Annotated in this window: 22 protein-coding genes and 1 pseudogene; 19 read left to right on the top strand and 4 right to left on the bottom strand. The window is 43.5% G+C overall.

The window, feature by feature from the left end; translation table 11 throughout:
- Positions 1-247: 247 nt before the first annotated feature.
- The 17 genes and pseudogenes from H6G96_RS41930 (at position 248) to H6G96_RS36160 (ending at position 13,203) form a co-directional block, all read left to right on the top strand.
- Entirely contained in the window at positions 248-421 is a 174-nt protein-coding gene (locus H6G96_RS41930; protein ID WP_242063560.1) for an AraC family transcriptional regulator, read from the top strand.
- A gap of 12 nt (positions 422-433) precedes the next feature.
- Positions 434-589, top strand: coding sequence for a helix-turn-helix domain-containing protein (locus H6G96_RS41935; protein WP_347242320.1), 156 nt, complete (start codon positions 434-436; stop codon positions 587-589).
- Positions 590-836: 247 nt separating this feature from the next.
- The gene (locus H6G96_RS41940) at positions 837-1,334 is read left to right on the top strand and encodes a transposase family protein (RefSeq protein WP_242063562.1); all 498 of its coding nucleotides are present in this window, start codon (positions 837-839) and stop codon (positions 1,332-1,334) included.
- A complete protein-coding gene (locus tag H6G96_RS41945; protein ID WP_347242322.1) occupies positions 1,265-1,708 on the top strand; it encodes a transposase family protein in 444 nt (147 codons plus the stop codon). Before H6G96_RS41940 ends, H6G96_RS41945 begins: the two co-directional genes overlap by 70 nt.
- A 168-nt stretch (positions 1,709-1,876) precedes the next feature.
- Entirely contained in the window at positions 1,877-2,860 is a 984-nt protein-coding gene (locus H6G96_RS36105; protein ID WP_242063563.1) for an SDR family NAD(P)-dependent oxidoreductase, read from the top strand.
- Positions 2,861-3,022: 162 nt separating this feature from the next.
- Positions 3,023-3,753: pseudogene (locus tag H6G96_RS36110) on the top strand (SDR family oxidoreductase).
- Positions 3,754-4,050: 297 nt separating this feature from the next.
- Positions 4,051-5,046, top strand: a complete 996-nt coding sequence (locus tag H6G96_RS36115; protein WP_190918744.1) for an NAD(P)/FAD-dependent oxidoreductase — start codon at positions 4,051-4,053, stop codon at positions 5,044-5,046.
- 167 nt (positions 5,047-5,213) lie between these two features.
- The gene (locus H6G96_RS36120) at positions 5,214-5,705 is read left to right on the top strand and encodes a cupin domain-containing protein (protein WP_190918746.1); all 492 of its coding nucleotides are present in this window, start codon (positions 5,214-5,216) and stop codon (positions 5,703-5,705) included.
- Between the two features lie 121 nt (positions 5,706-5,826).
- Positions 5,827-6,183 carry a DM13 domain-containing protein gene (locus tag H6G96_RS36125; protein ID WP_190918748.1) on the top strand — a complete coding sequence of 119 codons (357 nt, stop codon included), beginning with the start codon at positions 5,827-5,829 and terminating at the stop codon, positions 6,181-6,183.
- Between the two features lie 19 nt (positions 6,184-6,202).
- The gene (locus tag H6G96_RS36130) at positions 6,203-7,072 is read left to right on the top strand and encodes an alpha/beta hydrolase (RefSeq protein ID WP_190918750.1); all 870 of its coding nucleotides are present in this window, start codon (positions 6,203-6,205) and stop codon (positions 7,070-7,072) included.
- A gap of 34 nt (positions 7,073-7,106) precedes the next feature.
- Positions 7,107-7,490 (top strand): cupin domain-containing protein, encoded by a 384-nt coding sequence (locus H6G96_RS36135; protein ID WP_190918752.1) that lies wholly within the window; start codon positions 7,107-7,109, stop codon positions 7,488-7,490.
- A gap of 70 nt (positions 7,491-7,560) precedes the next feature.
- Positions 7,561-7,695, top strand: a complete 135-nt coding sequence (locus H6G96_RS42670) for a hypothetical protein (protein ID WP_277933057.1) — start codon at positions 7,561-7,563, stop codon at positions 7,693-7,695.
- 201 nt (positions 7,696-7,896) lie between these two features.
- Complete coding sequence (locus tag H6G96_RS36140) at positions 7,897-8,544, top strand: cysteine hydrolase (protein WP_190918754.1); 648 nt, start codon at positions 7,897-7,899, stop codon at positions 8,542-8,544.
- Between the two features lie 102 nt (positions 8,545-8,646).
- On the top strand, positions 8,647-9,312 hold the full coding sequence (locus tag H6G96_RS36145) for a hydrolase (RefSeq protein WP_190918756.1): 666 nt from the start codon (positions 8,647-8,649) through the stop codon (positions 9,310-9,312).
- 599 nt (positions 9,313-9,911) lie between these two features.
- Complete coding sequence (locus tag H6G96_RS36150) at positions 9,912-11,468, top strand: iron uptake porin (protein ID WP_190918758.1); 1,557 nt, start codon at positions 9,912-9,914, stop codon at positions 11,466-11,468.
- Positions 11,469-11,861: 393 nt separating this feature from the next.
- Positions 11,862-12,494 carry an antibiotic biosynthesis monooxygenase gene (locus tag H6G96_RS36155; RefSeq protein ID WP_190918760.1) on the top strand — a complete coding sequence of 211 codons (633 nt, stop codon included), beginning with the start codon at positions 11,862-11,864 and terminating at the stop codon, positions 12,492-12,494.
- 433 nt (positions 12,495-12,927) lie between these two features.
- Positions 12,928-13,203, top strand: coding sequence for a UBP-type zinc finger domain-containing protein (locus H6G96_RS36160; RefSeq protein ID WP_190918762.1), 276 nt, complete (start codon positions 12,928-12,930; stop codon positions 13,201-13,203).
- 192 nt (positions 13,204-13,395) lie between these two features.
- Here the strand turns inward: H6G96_RS36160 and ampC are convergent, their stop codons facing one another.
- From ampC to H6G96_RS36175, 3 genes are all read right to left on the bottom strand, one after another.
- Positions 13,396-14,586 carry a class C beta-lactamase gene (ampC, locus tag H6G96_RS36165; RefSeq protein ID WP_190918764.1) on the bottom strand — a complete coding sequence of 397 codons (1,191 nt, stop codon included), beginning with the start codon at positions 14,584-14,586 and terminating at the stop codon, positions 13,396-13,398.
- 321 nt (positions 14,587-14,907) lie between these two features.
- A complete protein-coding gene (locus H6G96_RS36170; RefSeq protein ID WP_190918766.1) occupies positions 14,908-15,528 on the bottom strand; it encodes a class I SAM-dependent methyltransferase in 621 nt (206 codons plus the stop codon).
- 89 nt (positions 15,529-15,617) lie between these two features.
- On the bottom strand, positions 15,618-16,238 hold the full coding sequence (locus tag H6G96_RS36175; protein WP_190918768.1) for a DNA-3-methyladenine glycosylase: 621 nt from the start codon (positions 16,236-16,238) through the stop codon (positions 15,618-15,620).
- A gap of 352 nt (positions 16,239-16,590) precedes the next feature.
- Between H6G96_RS36175 and H6G96_RS36180 the strand changes: the two genes are divergently transcribed.
- Together H6G96_RS36180 and H6G96_RS36185 are read left to right on the top strand one after the other, a co-directional pair.
- The gene (locus tag H6G96_RS36180) at positions 16,591-17,364 is read left to right on the top strand and encodes a hypothetical protein (RefSeq protein WP_190918770.1); all 774 of its coding nucleotides are present in this window, start codon (positions 16,591-16,593) and stop codon (positions 17,362-17,364) included.
- Positions 17,365-17,428: 64 nt separating this feature from the next.
- Entirely contained in the window at positions 17,429-17,707 is a 279-nt protein-coding gene (locus H6G96_RS36185; protein WP_190918772.1) for a HEAT repeat domain-containing protein, read from the top strand.
- A 153-nt stretch (positions 17,708-17,860) separates the two neighbouring features.
- Here the strand turns inward: H6G96_RS36185 and H6G96_RS36190 are convergent, their stop codons facing one another.
- Positions 17,861-19,579: an ankyrin repeat domain-containing protein gene (locus H6G96_RS36190; protein WP_190918774.1), complete on the bottom strand. Its 1,719-nt coding sequence runs from the start codon at positions 19,577-19,579 to the stop codon at positions 17,861-17,863.
- Positions 19,580-19,681 lie beyond the last annotated feature (102 nt).

Raw genomic sequence — 19,681 nt, forward strand, 5'->3', positions numbered from 1 at the left:
TAATTTCATTTTTTTACCGCTTTCTATTTTATATAAATTTTAATTATATTAATGGTAGCTTTTGTTACTCCAATCTACGCAGGTCAAAGTTAGCGATCGCTCCTTGGGAAAACTTTGCGATTTACTGATAGTTTTCTATGGCACAAAATTTTTCAACATACCGCAGCAAGTCATCAAAATTAGATGGTTAGATTTTGACTATTTGTTGAACAACGCTCCTACTTTTTGAACCATGATGCCAACAAAAATGCTAACAACTGAATTTAGGAGCAGAAGCCTAGCGCGTACTCAATTGCAGCAAGTAATCGGCTATATTCATACTCACCTCGACCGAGATTTATCCTTGGCTGAACTGGCAAGTGTTGTTAACATTAGCCCAACTTACTTTACGAGTTTGTTTAAACAAGTAATGGGAATTTAGCCCCACCAGTACGTGATTCGACAGCGCGTGGAACAGGCGAAATCGATGCTGTCGAAAACGGATTTAGCGATCGCAGATATTGCTTTACAAGTCGGTTTCTCTAGCCAAAGCCATTTGATGCAACAGTTTAAGTGCCTCACTGACATGACACCTAAGCAGGTACGCTAACTAACAGGAAGAATCTAATGAATTAGGTTAAGAACCTGAAAGAAGTCAAGCACAAGAACTCAGAACACTCAGAACACTCAGAAGAGATAGAACGGCAGGATTAATATCTCCATTAATTCTATCCAGGAGTACACCTGCTCGTCTTTCATTGGAGAAATAAGGCAATAGACTTGTCCGAAATATTAATTTAGGAAAAGAAAAATGCTAAAACGTTAAATTGAGCGTCTACTATGTTTCAGAATTAGTTATGGTTTTTGATTATATCGAGAAATATCCACACCGGACAAAACAAATTTTAGGAATTAGTTACGAGCGACTCCAAACACTGTTACAATGCGCCCAAAAGCGACACAAAGAAATCAAAGAGGAACAGGAGAATCAAAAAACTAGAATCAATGCGTCAGGAGGAGGTCGTCCTACAAAGTTGTCAACGAGCGAGCAAGTCTGTTTATGCTTGTTTTATCTAAGACAGATGCCAACATTTCAAGTATTAGGAATGTTATTTGGTGTTTCCAAAACGGAAGCTAATGATACATTTCACGAATGGATACCAATCTTGCGAGATATCTTACCCTCCAGTTTATTAGAACAAGTCTCAAATAATGAAAGTGATTTACTATTTGTTCAAGAAGTGTTAACTAATTTCAGGTTATTGGTTGATAGCCTAGAACAACCATATATAGACCTTCTGACCAAAAAGAGCAACAAGAATATAATTCTTTTAAGAAAAGACAACATACTTTAAAAAGTCAAGTAATTGGGCTGCCAGAAGCTAAAGATATTGTCGAGGTAGAAGTAGGCGCTCGTGGGCCAACAGCAGATATAAAAATGTTCCGTAAATCTCAGCCATTCTCCGGAGATAAAGCGTATCAAGGTGGTGAGAATATTACTACCCTTCACAAAAGAAAACCGAAACAAGAATTAACTCAACAGCAGAAAGATGAAAACAAAGTTTTATCTAGTAATCGGATATTTATTGAGCATTTGATTCGTTTACTCAAAATATTTCGTATACCCTCACAGAGATTCCGCTTAAAATTTGATACTTATGAGCAAATTGTTTTAACAGTTTGTGGGTTAGTTCGGCTAAGAATTGGTAGTTTAGTTTTACCCAATTGATTACTCTTAATAATAATGCTAACTTCGATAATTGGGGAGCGTTATTTATGGCTCTAAACTATCAGTAACTGTCTCAAACCCTTATGATTACGTTTTCACGAGGATATCAAAGCTTGCTCTCAAAGCTTTGAACAGTCTGGCTTTGGAGTTTTCGGACAAGTCTAATTAATGAAAGGAAAAGAAATGATTGAAAAATTTGGTGCAAAATCGACCGCCAACGAGGTGCTTGCAGGCATTGAACTCAAGGGAAAGCGATTTCTCATTACGGGTGCATCGTCGGGCATTGGGCTTGAAACCGCCCGCTCACTAGTCTCTCACGGCGCTAGTGTCGTCGGCGCGGTCAGAAACCTCGCTAAAGCTGAGCCAGCCACTGCATCGATTCGTGATGCCGCGTCACCAGGAGGTGGCACCCTGAAGTTGATCAATCTTGATCTGGCATCCTTGCAAAGCGTTCGCGCCTGTGCAGATAAACTGTTGGCTGACGGTCAACCGTTCGATGCCATCATCGCTAACGCTGGCGTTATGGCAACTCCGTTCGGTCGGACGATCGACGGCTTTGAAGTCCAGTTCGGGACGAACCATCTTGGTCATTTCGCCCTGATCAATCAGATCGAGCCGCTGCTCGTCGATAATGGACGGCTGGTAGTCCTGTCATCGCTCGCGCATCGCGGTGCCGATATCGACTTGGACGATCCGAATTTCGAGCAGCAGGCGTACGATTCATGGGTCGCTTATAGCCGATCGAAAACCGCCAATTCACTGTTCGCTGTGGAGTTTGACAGGCGGCATCGCGATCGCGGCATTCGGGCTGCTTCGGTGATGCCCGGAAACAGTCTGACGGATCTACCCCGCCATTTCTCGCCGGAGGACTTGCAGGGACTTTTGCAGACTGTTGACGCAGCGCGCACCGAAGCGGGCCTGCCGCCGAAAGAGTTGAAAGAAATTCCGCAGGCAGCCGCAACATCTGTCTGGGCAGCAGTCGTGGCGAATAAAGACGAGATCGGTGGACATTATCTCGAAGATTGCGCGATCGTGCCGATCGATGACACGCCCAACCCGTTTGCCGACGGCGTAAGATCGTATGCGCTCGACGCTAACAAAGCCAAGCAGCTTTGGGCGAAAAGCGAGGAATTGATCAGCGCTGTTTCTTGAAGGTTATCGCGCCCATCTAAACGCAATAATCCATTCCACTTTCGTACTTGGATGAACACTCACAAGAATGCCCGATTGACGTATAAGAGTTAATTACCATGCCTTACGTTTCCCGTAAACTCGACCAGGAAAACACCATGTCACAAAAACTCTCAGAAAAAGTTGCTTGCACTCGTCACTGGCGGCACCAGCGGCATCGGTCTTGTCACTGCTAAACGATTTGTCGCCAAAGGTGCCTATGTCTTTATCACGGGTCGTCGTCAGACTGAACTTGATGCTGCTGTAAACGAGATTGGTAGAACGTTACTGGCATTCAGGGCGATGTCTCAAATCTGGCAGACCTCGATCGGCTTTACGCCGCGATCAAGCAAGAGCAAGGTCACTTGGATGTAATCTTTGCGAATGCTGGTGGTGGAGAAATCGCCCCACTCGGAGCAATCACCGAAGAACACTTTGACAAAACCTTCAACACGAACGTTAAAGGTCTGCTGTTCACTGTGCAGAAGGCACTACCCTTGTTGCCAGAGGGCGCTTCCATCATTCTGAACGCCTCGACGGCTTCTACCGTGGGCACTCCAGCCTTTAGCGTTTACAGCGCAACCAAAGCCGCTGTGCGATCGTTTGCCCGTAATTGGATACTCGACCTCAAAGGGCGCAAGATCCGGGTTAATGCCATTAGTCCTGGTGTGGTTCCTACTCCTGGCTACAATCACTTGGGACTGAGTGATGAACAGGTACAAGAATTCGTGGATAGCCAAGCCATCACTATCCCACTAGGTAGAGTAGGCACACCGGATGAGATTGCCAAAGCCGTTGTCTTTCTCGCTTGTGACGACAGCAGCTTTGCCAACGGCATCGAGCTGTTTGTCGATGGCGGTATGGCACAGATTTGAAGTGCCCTAAAAATACCTATCACCAAAATCGTTGAGGAGTTCGCTGCCATGAATGCAAATAACGGCATCATCAATCAGCCCAGCCCATATTCAGTAACTGAAACCATCGATCGCTTAGAAGTTATCCTTCAGGCAAAGATCCTGATTACTTAAAACATCGGTTCTCTCTCTCTGATGAGTTGGTCAAAAATATCGCGATCATTGCACCTTTAATTAATCAAGCACTCCAATAGACCTGTCTTGAAAATAGGGATTGGGGACTGGGGAAGCAACATTTTCATCTATGAGAAAAATGCCATGAAACTAACAAAGCAAAATCTCTCAGAACGTATTGATTATATTTACGACGCGATCGTGGTTGGTGGTGGAGCAGGTGGTTTGTCTGCCGGAATTTATCTGCAACGCTATCTTCTTTCCAGTTTAATTATCGATAAAGGCAAAGCCCGCTCTTTCTGGATGCAGGAACTGCACAACTATCTTGGATTACCGCCAGATACACCGGGGCGATCGCTCCTGAGGCAAGGCAAAGAGCACTACCTTACTCTAGGTGGCGATATGCTCGATGCCTTTGTGGAAGAGATTGTGGATGAGGGAGAAGCCTTTGCCGTAAAAGTCAAAATTAACCGGCAAGACAGCTTCCATCAAACGTTTCATGCCAGATATCTGATTGCTGCCAGTGGCATTATTGATTACTTGCCTAATTTGGATAATATGCGAAACGTGTTTGACTATGCCGGGTACAACCTGCACGTTTGTTTAATCTGTGACGGCTACGAAATGGCAGACAAAAAAGTAGGCGTGTTTGCCAGTACTGCCAGCAACGCGGAGGTTGTTTTTTCTCTAGGTTGGTTTACACCTCACATCACCCTATTTACGCAAGGAATGTTTGAAGTTGGCGATGAGTTACGCCAGAAATTGCAAGAGAATGGTTATCAAATAATCGAAACGTCGATTCAACAATTTCTGGGCGAAGACCATCAGATGAATGGAGTGGAACTGGAAGATGGCACGGTAATTGCGCTAGAAGCTGGTCTGATCTCAATGGGGTCAAAGTATCACGCCGATTATCTGGAAAAGTTTGATTTGGAAAAACAAGGCGAAAACTTAGTCACCGATAAGATGGCGCGGACTTCTCATCCCCGTATTTTTGCGATTGGGGATCTCAAAGTCGGACTGAATCAAGTTGTAGTTGCCGCCGCAGATGGGGCATTAGCAGCTACCCAAATCTGGCGAGACTTGCGTCGCAGTCGTCCAATGGCTGGTAGTGGCTCAAAGATGTTGAGCGATCGTTAAATTAGCAATCCGCGCCTCGTAGATTTTCAAAGCAGTCTAATAAACAACTATTTCCTGCGGTAGTGTATCTTCATCTAAATTCAGTGCGCGATCGAGATTGCAACAGAACTGTACACCATCACTAACACTGATTTACGAATAAACAACTTGTTTAGTTGGAGAGGACAATGACAATCAACCAAAACGGACTTTTCGTTCAATCAGGTGGGGGTCATTCTTACTACTTTGGCCAAGACCTTTATACCTTCAAAGCAATTGGTGAAGAGACAAGTGAAGCTTACGCGCTTTGTGAGGTAATCGTTGCACCTGGTGGCGGTACTCCTCCCCATCGACACAGCCGAGAAAATGAATCGTTCTATGTGCAAGAGGGAGAAATTGAATTTCAGCTTGACGATCGCATCCTTGTTGCAACGGCTGGAACCTTCCTTTATTCGCCCAAAGGTCAGCTTCATCAATTTACCAACACTACCTCTGTACCGGCCAAAATGTTGGTTTGGGTGACACCTGCTGGATTTGAGAAATTTATTGCGGAAGTGGGAAAGGCGGTGAATGGTCAAATTACATCTGCCCCACCATTGAGTTCTGAAGACTTAGATAAAATCCTCACCACTGCACCTAAATACGGCATCGAGATTATTCCTCCGCCTCCTGAGAAATGACAACACGATGACTCACCGTAAAACTTCCAGTTTGAATTGTGGGAAATCAGTAAAAAGGTTTACTGGCGACCGGAAAAACGTTGATTTTAAGTACTACGAGATAATTGGAGAATTTTCAACTATGAACTTATCTGGCACTTTTATTTCTGGCGAACATCCTACCGAAGGAACAGTTCAGATTGTAGTAGAGTCCGAGCAACGATTCGTTGAGTTGCAACAAGACTTCAAAACTTCCCATCTTGGCCCTGACTTACGAGTAGTTCTTCATCGCCTTGAAGACGTTATTGGTTCAACCACTCCCCCAGATTTTCCAATTAAAGAGCAAGAAATTTTCTTGCTTGACCGCTTACAAAGCTTTACTGGAAAGCAACGTTATCTCATCCCATCCTGGCTAGATTTAGCAAATTATCAGTCTGTTGCTATTTGGTGTTGTGCGTTCAATGCTACTTTCGGCGCTGCCAAACTTAATGGTCAATAAACTTTCAAGGAGTAACATTATGACTGCATTTCGCACAGTTTCTATCGATGGTTTAGATATCTTTTATCGAGAAGCTGGCTCCCCCAATAATCCAACTATTTTGCTGTTGCACGGCTTTCCGACCTCATCTCACATGTTTCGTAATCTGATACCTGCGCTTGCTGATCGCTTCCATCTTGTTGCTCCCGATTATCCCGGTTTTGGTAACAGTTCAATGCCAACTGTGAATGAGTTTGACTACACATTCGATCGCCTGTCCCAGATTGTAGAGAAATTTATTACTGCGCTCGACCTCAAAAAATACAGTCTTTACGTGATGGATTATGGTGCGCCTGTTGGCTATCGAATAGCTACTAAATACCCAGAGCGAGTGCAAGCCCTGATTGTGCAAAACGGGAATGCCTACGAAGAGGGGCTTCGGGAGTTTACCGAACCCATGAAGACATACTGGCAAGATCCTTCTTCTCTTAATGCTCAAAAGCTGAGAGACTTTCTCGGACTGGAAGGAACGAAGTGGCAATACACCAACGGCGCTCGCAATCCTGAAGCGATTAGCCCTGACACCTGGAACATGGATCAACTCTTCCTTGATCGCCCTGGAAATGCTGAGATTCAAATGGCGCTGTTTTATGACTATAGAACTAATCCACAACTCTATCCACAATGGCAGGAGTATTTCCGCAAACATCAACCTCCCACCCTAATTGTTTGGGGTAAGAACGACGACATTTTCCCTGCTGAAGGTGCTTATGCCTACCAGCGTGACCTAAAAGATGTTGAGTTCCATTTACTTAATACTGGACATTTTGCACTGGAGGAAGATGGCGATGCGATCGCAAACTACATCCGTCAATTTCTCACGTCACGACTGCAACCCATATCTGCCTAATCAGTGCAAGTTTTAGCCATTGGCTTGACAACAATTGGACACACTAACCACACGTCTCCATGAAAGAGGGTTCGGTACGCCTCCCCATCGGCACAGCCGAGAAAATGAACCATTTTATGTTCAAGATGGAGAGATTGAATTCCAGCTTGACGATCGCACCCTTGTTGCAACGGCTGGAACCTTCCTCCATTCGCCCAAAGGTCAGCTTCATCGATTTACTAATACGACCTCTGTACCTGCCAAACTGTTAGTTTGGGTAACACCTGCTGGATTTGAGAAATTTATTGCCGAAGTTGGAAAGGCGGTGAATGGTCAAATTGCATCTGCCCCACCATTGAGTCCTGAAGACTTAGATAAAATTCTCACCGCTTCACCTAAGTACGGCATCGAGATTATTCCTCCTCCTCCTAGGCAATGAGAAGAATGTCACGCTTGAAAACGTGAAACCTCGCGCTTGGCTATCTTGTTGGGGGTAGAGTTGCAGGTTCGTGTTTAAGACAATTAAACTTCAGTTGCGTCAAGGAGTTGAACATTTTCTTGATTCCCCAATACCTGCAACCCCACACCCTTTCATCCAGTTATATCAAGGGTTTGTGGTTAACAAGCGTGCCATTCGGCAATGACAACACGAGGCACGAGGACTCACCATAAAACTACCAGGACGAATGGCAAAACAACGAGTTTTAGCTAGGGACAATTGGTAACAATCATACAGATGATCATGAAAAAACTAGACAGAAAAATTGCAGTCGTGACAGGGGGATTTAAAGGAATTGGTGTCTCAATCGCCCGATTCCTAATAGCCAAAGGTAAGGAGAAAAACTATGAACATTAACAAAAATGACACCGCAATAGTAGTTATTGATCCGCAAAACGATGTCTTGAGCGAAACAGGAGTTTCCTGGGATTTGGTAAGTACTAGTGTCAAAGACAATAACACCATCGAGAATATCGAACGAATCTTCAAAGCCGCTAAACAGAATGAATTTGAGGTTTTCATCTCCCCTCACTATTACTACCCCACCGACTACGCCTGGAAATTTGCGGGAACTGTAGAGCAAATGATGCTTAAATCTAAGGAGTTTGATCGTAAGGGTGCGTTGAGCCTCGACGGTTTTTTGGGGTCGGGTGCTGACTGGCTTGATCGCTACAAGCCCTTCATTGAGGATGACAAGACAATCGTGGTTAGTCCCCACAAAGCCTATGGGCCACAGAGCAATGACCTCGTTTTGCAACTGCGTAAGCGCAATATCAACAAAATTATTCTGCTGGGAATGTTAGCAAATATTTGTGTTGAAGCTCACTTGCGTGATTTAATCGAGCAAGGATTCGAGGTCGCCGTTATCAAAGATGCAACGGCTGCCCCTCAACATCCAGAACTGGGCGACGGCTACAAGGCTGCACTGATCAACTTTGGATATCTTGCCAATGCTGTTCTGTCCACAAACGAGGTTGTAGAAGCAATGCAATAACATCAAACTCAAAAGAAGCGGATTCAATTTCCGATTCACATTCTTCATTTTGATGCAAGTTGACGACACAATAATTCATCAATCATTTAAAGGATTATTTCCATGACTGTTCATAGCTTATTGACTCCGGAAAACTCCACTGTCATCTTTATTGATCATCAGCCACAAATGACCTTTGGCGTGGTGAATATCGATGGTCAGACGTTGATTAATAATACCGTCGGCTTGGCAAAAGCAGCAAAGATTTTCAATGTACCAACTATCCTGACTACTGTTGAGACCAAAGGTTTTAGCGGCTATATGTGGCCCCAACTGCTAGAAATCTTCCCTAACCAAACGCCAATTGAACGCACCAGCATGAACTCCTGGGAAGAGGCCAAATTTGTAGAGCAAGTCGAGCGCATCGGTCGCAAGAAGCTGGTAATAGCTGCATTGTGGACAGAAGTATGTTTAGTGTTCCCGGCAATTCAAGCCATAGAAGCGGGTTATGAAGTATATGCAGTTGTGGATGCGTCCGGTGGTACTAGTCAAGTTGCTCACGATGCTGCCATTCAACGCATTGTCCAAGCTGGAGGTGTACCTGTGACATGGCAGCAAGTGTTGTTGGAATATCAACGTGATTGGGCGCGTAAGGAAACCTACGATGCCGTAATGGATCTGGTTAAGGAACACTCTGGAACCTATGGAGTGGGCGTTGAGTACGCCTACACAATGGTACATGGTGCGCCTCCAAGTAATAAGAAAGTGCCTGCCTTGTCTGATGATTAGAGTACAAGTATTTTGAGGAGTTGTAGTGTGAGTATTTGTCTTAGTACGAAGCTTGCACTACACTCAATCGTTCTTTGTACTTGCACAGCAGTAACCTTGCACACACAATTTAGCCCCAGTGGAGAGAAGCCTCGAATACAGTCACTCCGCCATTTCCAAGCGGCTGGATTTCTTTCGCTAGTCATTTCACCTCATGCCCAACCTTCTTGATTCCATTCGTTAATTTCCGTTTTATCAAGAAAGGCAGAGGGCAGGAGGCAGGAGGCTCAGTTGGGAATTCTGACTCCTGCGCTGAAGCTTGTGACAATCATGGAGCAAGGATTCAAAACCCCCACTGAACTTCGTTTCAGTGGCAAAGAGTCAGGAGGGGTCTCTCTTACAAAGTTGCTCCTCTTGGGGAGACCCCAAGACCGCACTTTGCGCTGAATCCCTTTCTAACTTGTTCCTTCTGCCCGACGCTTGCGGACTCGCTCTAAGCGTAGCTATGCCGTAGGCTTTACGCTGCGCTATCTGCCTCCAGCAAGAACTGCCTTCTTCAATTCAAAGTGTGCTGCCGAAAATTGCTGAAAAATCTGGTGTTTTTAGGGTGGTTGTTCTTAATGAAACTTTTTTTTCAGTCGATTCTCTGGTCATGTCTGATCTTTGAAGTATACTTCACTCAACAATACCTTTCTGAGTCTGTTACTGCCCAGGAGACGTTGCACAATCAAGTCACATCTGTGAATCAGCTTACTGATGTGCAGCATACAGATTGGGCATTTCAAGCATTACAAGCCTTCGTTGATCGCTACGGCTGCATTGTTGGTTATCCTAATCAAACATTTCAAGGCAATCGCTTAATTACTCGCTATGAGTTTGCTGTCGGGTTGAATGCTTGTGTTGATCGGCTCAATCAGCTACAAGCAAGTACGGCACCAGATTTGATTAAGAAGCAAGATTTACAAACTTTGCAAAGACTTCAAAAGGAATTTGCACCAGAACTCTCAATATTACGTGGACAGGTAGATTCCTTAGAAGCGCGCACGGATCAATTCGATTCTCAGCAATTCTCGACGACAACAAAATTTACTGGAGAAGCAGTTTTTGTTGTAAGTGGTGCATTTGGCGATGATAAAGCTGTACCATCAGGAGAAACAACTGGCTTCAGAGGTAAAGTCGGTAACAATATTATTTTTAGTGATCGCGTGCGGTTGATCTTTAACACCAGTTTTACGGGGCAAGATTTACTGAGAATTCGATTTCAGGCTGGCAATATTCCTAACTTTAGGGAAGCTACAGGAACAAATATGGCTCGCCTAAGTTTTGATAGTAATACAGACAATCAGTTAATTTTAAATCAACTCTATTATCAATTTCCCATCGGATCTGCTGTTAAGGTGACTGCGATCGCCCAGGGTACCTTGTTTGATGTGGTCGATACCATTAACCCTCTATTGGGAAGTGATGGCAGAGGTTCTATCTCCGCATTTGGGATTCGCAGCCCCATCTACCGTGAAGAAACAGGTGGGACAGGCATTGGTATCAGTTATAACTTTAACTCAGCCATCAATTTGGCAATGGTTTATCTTGCTAGTGAAGCTTACAACCCTACTGCGAGATCTGGATTGTTTGATGGTTCCTACTCTGCCCTAGCACAACTGACGTTCCAACCCACGAAAGCCTTGAGTCTTGGCTTAACCTATGCCCGTTCTTTGAATTCAATTGATATCAGTACAAGTAGTACCATTACTAATGACCCCTTCAATGGAGTCAGTAACAACATTGTTGGGAATAGCTATAGTCTTGCAGCTTCCTGGCTCATCAACCCTGCCTTGAGATTAGGGGGATGGGTAGGATATCTCCAGGCATCGGCGCAAGATATCCCCAATGATCCCAGCGCTGAAATTTTTTACTATGCTGTCAATTTTGGATTCTCAGACTTGGGCAAAGAAGGCAACCTATTGGGCTTTGTCTTTGGACAACCCCCCAAAGTGAGCAGCAATGAGTTTGGGGTAGTAGATCGCAACACCTCATTGCATTTTGAAGCCTTATATCGATTTCAAGTCAACGATAATGTCTCAATTACCCCTGGTATGATTGCTATTATCAACCCTGATCACAACAGCAATAATGACACAATTTTTGTTGGCACGATTCGGACGACGTTTCAGTTTTAGGGTCTGGGTCGAATGGCACGCTTGTTAAGCGCAAAGCCATGATATAGCTGGATGAAAGGGTGTGGGGTTGCAGGTATTGGGGTGTGGGGAATTAAGAAGATGTTGAACTCCTTGACGCAACTAAAATTTAACTGTCTTAAAAACGAACCTGCAACCCTACCCCCAACAAGATAGCCCTGACAAGGTTTCAGCTTTACAAGCGTGCGATTCGGGTCTGGGTCTGTACAGGCACGGTAAGGCACAAGCCTTGAAAAAAGATACCAGCCGTGCTTCGAGTTGATTCGTTGTGTAGCGTGGATCTGGGTTATGACGGCTGGTATAGGAGTGAAAGCGGTCTCCCTAAGAGCCGTTTTCTTTTTTAACTATCAAATTTTACCCGGAACGTTAAATTCTATGTTCAATGAACCGTTACCAATTAATATCAGTGAAGAAAGCTGTCCAGTCACTGCTGTGATCTCTCATGTAGTGAAACCGGGGCGTAAGCAAGGTTACGAAGCATGGTTTCATGGCATTGCCGCAGATGCACGAAAATTCAAGGGACATCTAGGTGTCAGCACTATTCGACCCCAGGATCACGCCCATCCTGAGTACGTGGTCATTCTCAAGTTCGATTGCTACGACAATCTCAAGACCTGGCTAGAATCAGATATTCGGCGGGAATGGATTGAGCGATTGCAACCCTTGATTGAAAAGCCAGAAGATATTCAAACCCTGACCGGATTGGAAACCTGGTTTACTCTCTCAAACAAACCTATGATGTCTCCACCACCCCGCTACAAAATGGTATTAGTGAGCTGGCTAGGAGTATTCTTCACCCTTCCTCAGCTCAATCGTTTGCTAGTACCGTTGCTGTCTGGGCTACCTGTATTGCTCAATCAACTGATTAGCACAGGACTCGGTGTCGCTCTGCTCACCTATGTGATTATGCCGCGCCTAACGCAATTATTTCGCAAATGGCTGTACCCCTCTTCTGTCACTTTCGGGAGTAAGCAAGTAGTAAATAAGTCAAATTATCCAGAAGCATAACAGGGTTTGAATTGATTCATTGTACTAATTAATTGATTGAATGCCAGCAATAAATTGGAATTGGGAAAAATATTAAACTAGGTATAAATTAACCAAAATTTTATTTGTCATTTATCATTTTTGGTCAAGTTAGTAAATCAAAAAGAGCTTTTCTGCAATGTTTATTTACAACTGTCCCAGTTTGCATATATCTCGGCGACCACCCTATTAGACAATTGCAATAATTTTACTTCTCTTCTCCAATCCCGTAGCCAATCACCTAATCCACCGCACTGAGGAATATCGAGAGGGCTGCTGCTGATGCTGGCTATTAGATTGCTATTGGTCTCCCGTAGTAAACCTTGTGCAAAGCCACAGAAGTGCAAAACTAAGAAATTTAGCTGTGTTACCCCACACCAATCTATACTCTGATTAACGTGTCATTCAAATTCCTATGAGTTGCGAACATTTAGACAATCTGACTGCGGAAACTCTGATTTCTAAAGCAAACTATCCAGTATTCCGTTGTGAAGAGTGTATCCAAATCAACAGTCGCTGGGTGCATCTCCGTATTTGTCAAAGTTGCGGAAAGATGCTGTGCTGTGATTCTTCCCTTCATCAACATGCCCGACGGCATTATGAGGAAACTGGACATTCAGTGATTAGCTCGGCTGAGTTAGGAGAAGAGTGGTTATGGTGTTTTCTAGACGAGCAGGTAAAGAACTATTAAACTGAGCAATGTACTCCGATCAGTTTCAATTTCAAAATAGTAAGACAACAGTTAGATACAGCACTTACGGCAGCTATGAGGTACATCCTAAAAGCTGGAAGCAATGATAGGAGAGGGGCAAGGAGAAAACTATATTGCATAACAGCCGAAAGCGCTGTATATCATCATCTTAAAATTTAAAGAGGAGCTTCCTCAACGAGCGCTCGTCAATCTGAGCTTGCTCTCGAGCGCCATCAATATCTGGTAGGCGGCCTTCACGCGAGCCGGGATGGGATAGTTCTTGTTCGCCATCATCACGATACCGATGCCCTTGACGGGAACAAAGGCAACATAGGCACCGAACCCATTCGTCGAACCGGTTTTGTTGATCAACACATTCTGCTGCGGTGATACAGGCAGAGCAAGTCTAGTCACCACGTTGACCTTAAGGCTCACTTGCGACGAGTTCCCCGCAAGCAGTCGGTCGAGATTTATTGGATAGGTATACATCTCCCATCCCAGTCCCTGCATCATGTCGCCGACCTTGAAGTATCCGGTGTGCGTTCCGGCAATCGCGCGTTGGAGAGTTTCGTCCAAGTCCGTGCCGTTCATGTTTGCCTCAACGAACTGGATCATGTCGGAAGCAGTTGTCTTCACGCCATAGGCTTGCGAATCTAAAACGCCAGGACTGACTCGGATCGGCTTGTTATCTTTCGAGTAGCCATAAGCGTATTTACTCATCTGGTTTTGCGGAACTTTAAGGTAAGTACGCGTCAAGCCAAGCTTCGGGAAAAGCTTCTTTTCCATTAGCTCATCGAAAGGCTTGCCCATGCTTCTGGCGGTCAGATAGCCAAGCAAGCCGATGCTCGGGTTTGAATAAAGCCGATGGGTACCAGCCGCATAGCTCGGTCGCCAGCCTTTATAATAGGCAATCATCTCCTGTTGATTATTGACATCATCCGGGAACTGTAGGGGTAGACCGCCCGCCGTATAGGTACCAAGATTGAGAAGGCTGATTTTGTTGAAACTGCTGTCGGCGAGTGCAGGCAGATATTTGCTTGCGTTATCTAACAAAGACAGAGTTCCACTCACTTGCGCGTAGGACGCGAGGGTTGCTGTGAATGTTTTGCTGACAGAGCCGATCTCGAAAATCGTATCCTGGGTGACTTTTTGTCCGCTCTCCTTCGAGGCGACACCGTAATTAAAGAAATATTGCTTTCCCTGAACCGTGACCGCCACAGCCATCCCCGGAACATTGTTCTCCTCCATAATGGGGCGAATCGCTTCGCTGACGATTTGCTCAAATTGGTTTTGGTCTTTACTATCGGCACCTTGGGCGCATGCGCCCAAGAAAAAGCTTGTGGCAGCAATAATTCCAACCTTCAAAACGGAAATTTTTCTCATAACAGATACAGTGACTTGATTAGATTTGCCCCCATCTGAAAGTTCGCAATTTATTTATCTAGTCATTTTAATCTTACGGGGCTACAACTAGAGCAGCGCTCCTGCATCGTAGCCTCGTTAAAGTAGCAATCGCTCTTAGGGGGCGTTGTCCATCGTCTCCCCGATCGATTCTCCCTCTTATTGCTGAAAGTCTTGCTGATGTGAGCTATTGGAGTGATGAGTAGTGTGTTAGGGGCAAATCTGGCGCGAAGTCGCAGAAATTATAGGATTGCATTAATGGCTTTCATAACTAATTATTAGATATTGCCTTACCGCCAAAAATTACAATGCTTTCTTAGTTGCACATCCAAAGTAGAGATGAGCTATCAAATCTGAAAAATTTTCAGGTGTGAACTGCTTTAGCTCTACATGGTCAAAATGCTGTTCTACCAATTTTTGAATATCTCGATTCAGGTGACATCCATCGGCTACGACTTTTTGAATTGGTGTGAGGCGATGCTGCCAAACCTGTATGCTAGGTTTATCACTCAACCCATGTTCCACAAAAAAGAATCTACCGCCCGGTTTTAGTACTCGATAAACTTCTTGGAGTGCTTGCCGTACATTTGCAATACTGCACAAAGTCCAAGTGCTGACCACACTATCAAATGTATTGTCTGGCATCGGGAGATTTTCACTTGATAGCAGGAGTTGTTCAACTATGATATCAGAGTCACTAATCCGCTTGTTTGCCAAAGCATTCATTCCAGGATTCACGTCAACTGTAGTGATTTTATGAATACTACAAGGATAGTAAGGCAAATTTAATCCAGTTCCAAAACCAATTTCCAGAACTTCTCCTGTTATATCAGCTAACAATTCCTGACGATATTTAGCTAAGTTCGGAAGTGACAAACTCCAGTCGAGAAGACGTGGAAAGATAACTCGCGAGTACAACCCCATAATGATTAATCCTTGACAATTTAATTTTATGCTTAGTAGGGACGTTGAGCGAGGAAATCTGTGGAATAGTGGATTATTGTTGCTATTGCTTAGTTATCTTTTATCTCTAAACCTTGCCACAGATACCAACAGGCAATAGAACGATAGGGTTTCCACATTTGTCCTAAATCTTCTACAGTCTTTTTATTAGGAAGCTCTGCTAAACTATAAACTCTGCGAATCCCTGCACGAATACCTAAGTCATCAACAGGTAGAACATCAAGCCGATGTAAACGAAACATAAGCAGCATCTGCACCGTCCAACGCCCAACGCCTTTTATTGGTGTTAAAGCTTCGATAATTGATTCATCTTCCATTGCCTGCAATTGATCTAGCGTAGGCAATCCATCTAAAACTTTTTGGGCAAGGTCTTTCAAATACAAAACTTTGGGGCGTGAAATACCTGCTCCTCGCAAAACGTCATCTGGGGTGTTGAGGATATCTAAAGCTGTAGGGAAAGGGCTATGGGGATAAAGTTGCAAAAATTTGCTATGAATGCTCCCAGCAGCCTTGCCGGAAATTTGCTGGTAAAGAATTGACCGAGATAGAGAAAAGAGCAAGTCTCCAGTTTGTTGTACTTGATAGAGTTTACAATCTCCAATAATTTCTATTAGCCTTGCCAAGATCGGATCTGAATGTTTGAGAGTTGTAATCGCAATTGAATAATCCATTAGTTTATCAGCTAAAACCTAAGCGTTTGCCCTCTCATTGAATCATCCATTCCCAATGACATTAAAACAATTTGCAATTATGTGAAAGTAACGGGAATTTAGCTTAAGTATCAAAACGAGCTGCTCGATAGAAGCAGGGAAGTTAAACCCCCAAACTTTATTAAAAAATGAAATGGTTAATGGTATTATAGTACAAACGAACCATCAAAAGCTTTGTGGTTATTTGAGGCAGTAATATTTATTAATAATTCGTAGTTAAAAAGTGAGAAATGCGCTTTGACAAATTCTAATTCCCTACTTTTATGGTAAATGCTTTAACTCCAAAACAGAGCGCCTAGTTGTAGGATAGTATATGCCGAAATCACAAAAACTAGAAGAAACTTTATCTATTCTTGCCCGAATTCGACGGCATCCGACAAGTGAAGAAGGGATCATAATTTTACGCCAAGTCCTCAAGAGTAAATATTCTATAGCTGTTGCCCAAGCAGCCAAGATAGTCGGCGAATCTACTATCACTGAATTGGTTGCTGATCTTGTAGAAGCTTTTGCTCGAATGATGGTCAAACCTGCACAAGTAGACCAAAATTGTCTTGCCAAGAAAGAGATAGCACAAACACTGTATCACTTAGAATACAGCGATGAAAACCTTTTTCTGCAAGGGATTCGACATGTTCAGATGGAGCCAGTATGGGGAGGAGTTGAAGACACTGCTGCCCATCTTCGGGGTATATGTGCTTTAGGTCTGGTGAGAATGAACTACTCAGATGTAATGAATGAATTAGCCGATTTACTAGCTGACCCCAAACCAGAAGCAAGAGTTGCTGCTGCAAAAGCGATCGCCTATACAGGAAATCCCCAAGGTGTACCTTTACTTCGTTTAAAAACCCGCATCGGCGATCAAGCACCACAGGTGATTTCGGAGTGCTTCAGTGCTTTGTTACAACTAGTAGTACGCCAAGGAAACAATGCAAAGGTGGTTAGCTCCAAGGGCAGAGGGGCGGAGGAGCAGAGGGGCAGAGGGGAAAGAACAAGGCACATTGAACTCTCCTCTGCACCCCTGCACCCCTGCTCAAGAGCCTGCTTCCACCTAACATTTTTGGGTTGGCAGACTACTAGCTCCAACTGATTCACTTGCAATAGTTGCTAGTTTTCTTTTTGGCCCAAAGGAGCAAATCTGTGAGTTAGCAGCATTGACATTGGGTGAATCACGATTACAGGAAGCATTTGATCTTCTCAGAAATTGCTGGGGGCAAACAAGGAATGTAGAACTTCGCCGCACATTGTTACTAGCAATTGGGATGTTGCGACAAGATAAAGCAATAGATTTCCTGATTTCATTAGTGGCTCAAGGAAAAGACATCGATGCAAAAGATGCGATTGCAGCATTGGCTATTTATCGAGAAGACCGTGAACTGTGGCAGCGAGTTAATCGAGCTAGTGAACAAAGAGCTAATCAATTGGGACTTTAAAAGCGTTGAGGATGTAGGAAAGTGTGAAAGTCTTAGATGATAGCAAGCACCTACCCCACATCTGGAAGGTTTCAGGCAATAATAATTCCTTCTCCGAAGACCTTTATATCACCAAATTAAATGAACTCCAGTAGTCAGAGATAGAATTTATATTTAAATAGTAGCGCGACTCCAAGTTAAGTTGACTAAATCTAAGACGTAATCATCCGAGTTCTCTATATAATCTTCTAATTTTTCATTACCCATTACACACAATTTACCGCCAGTAATATAAATTTTATCTTGTTCTTTGTAGTAAGCTTTGTGATGACTAATCCATCCTGGTTTATTACCAGTTGTTTCTAATTTTTCTATTTTAAAAGTATACCAATCTAATCTATAAACTGAAGTTTCATTATAGATTCTTGCATCGGCATATCCTAAATTACCAATAATATATATGTATTTTCCAACTAATGTAGCTGAATGAAAATCAGTTGGCGGGAAAATATCTTTGGGATAACCGAAAATCTGAAAATTACCATCACCTTGATAAACTACAACATCGTTATATATACAAAAATCAGGATCGTAGTAGTCTTCATGCTCACCAGCAATTTCGACAATTCTGCCATCTGGTAATTCTGTAATTGTTCTACCAAATCGATCATAGCACCATGCTTTATCTTGCCAATTCTCTTTATCATTAAAAAGATTTTTGGCTGTATAAGCAGAACAACCCTCACAAATCATCGCCTGCCAAAAGGGGATTTTCATCAATTCTGGATTAGCTTTACCAAAGCGCGGATGTTTGCCAGCAAAATATTGTTTTGGCGATAATTGTGATAATGAGAATTTGCTGTTAGCAATGCCGGTCAGCGATCGCCGCATATCATCGTTAATATCGTTCACATCTTCGCCAACTGCAATTAACATTCTAACAATTTCCTTGTTTGTAGCTATCTTGATGGCTTTGTCATCGCAATTATTGATTCTGCTAGGGTTTGCGCCAGCTTCTAGTAAAATTTTGACGCAATCAGTAGCACCATGCTCTGCTGCGATTATTAACGCAGTGTTACTAAAGTCATCAGTGGCTTCAATATCAAATCCCTCTGCAATTAGCCACTGTAGGACTTCGAGCCTATTATTTTCTATCGCGTACATTAACGGTGTTTTTCCGCAGTTTCCGACATCGTTGTGATTTACTCTTGCAGCTAGGAGTAATTTGGCTTTAGGTAGTTCACCCACCTGAATACTCAATAACCAAGGGGTTCTATGCCAACAATCACGCACATCTTGATCTGCTCCTTGCTCTAGCAATAACAATACTTGCTCTAAGCTCCCAAAAACTATAGCGTGCATTAATTCTGTCCATCCCAGTTGCTCTGGGTTAGCACCCGCATTCAATAATAATTTGACAGCATCAAATCTCCCAACTTGAGCAGCTACTTTGATTGCAGACTCACCATAGCTACTCATGCCATTGACAGCAGCACCTCTAGAGATGAGTAAATTCAAAGTTGATATTAAGTTTTGATCTTGCAAAATATCTCGACCATGCATGGCATTGATTAAGACATCATATCCGTCTAGGCTTTGATAGTTAATATCTGCTCCAGCATCCAGAATCAGTTGGATTTTATCTAGATTTCCTGACTGCACAGCCAACCCAAGTACGGTATTTTGAGATTGTTGTTGAACAGCATTCACATTAGCGCCATGTTCCAAGAGGAAGCGAATCATATCAACACCTGCATTGGGGCTACTAACCGCACACATTAATGGTGTTTGCTGGGAATACTCGTCTACGCGCTCAATATCAACCCCATTGGCTATTTTACGTGCGACTCCTGCAATATCTCCCTGCTGTGCATAAATATGAATTTTTTGCATAATTTTTATCAGCTAACTTCTGAATTGGCGAAAAATTCTTGTAGCAACGCCTGCTTTTAACTTAGTCGATTTTAAGATAAGCTTTGTTGATTGAGAAGTCAC

Origin of the sequence: Nostoc sp. FACHB-892 (assembly GCF_014698795.1) — a bacterium.
Classification (GTDB): Bacteria; Cyanobacteriota; Cyanobacteriia; order Cyanobacteriales; family Nostocaceae; genus Nostoc.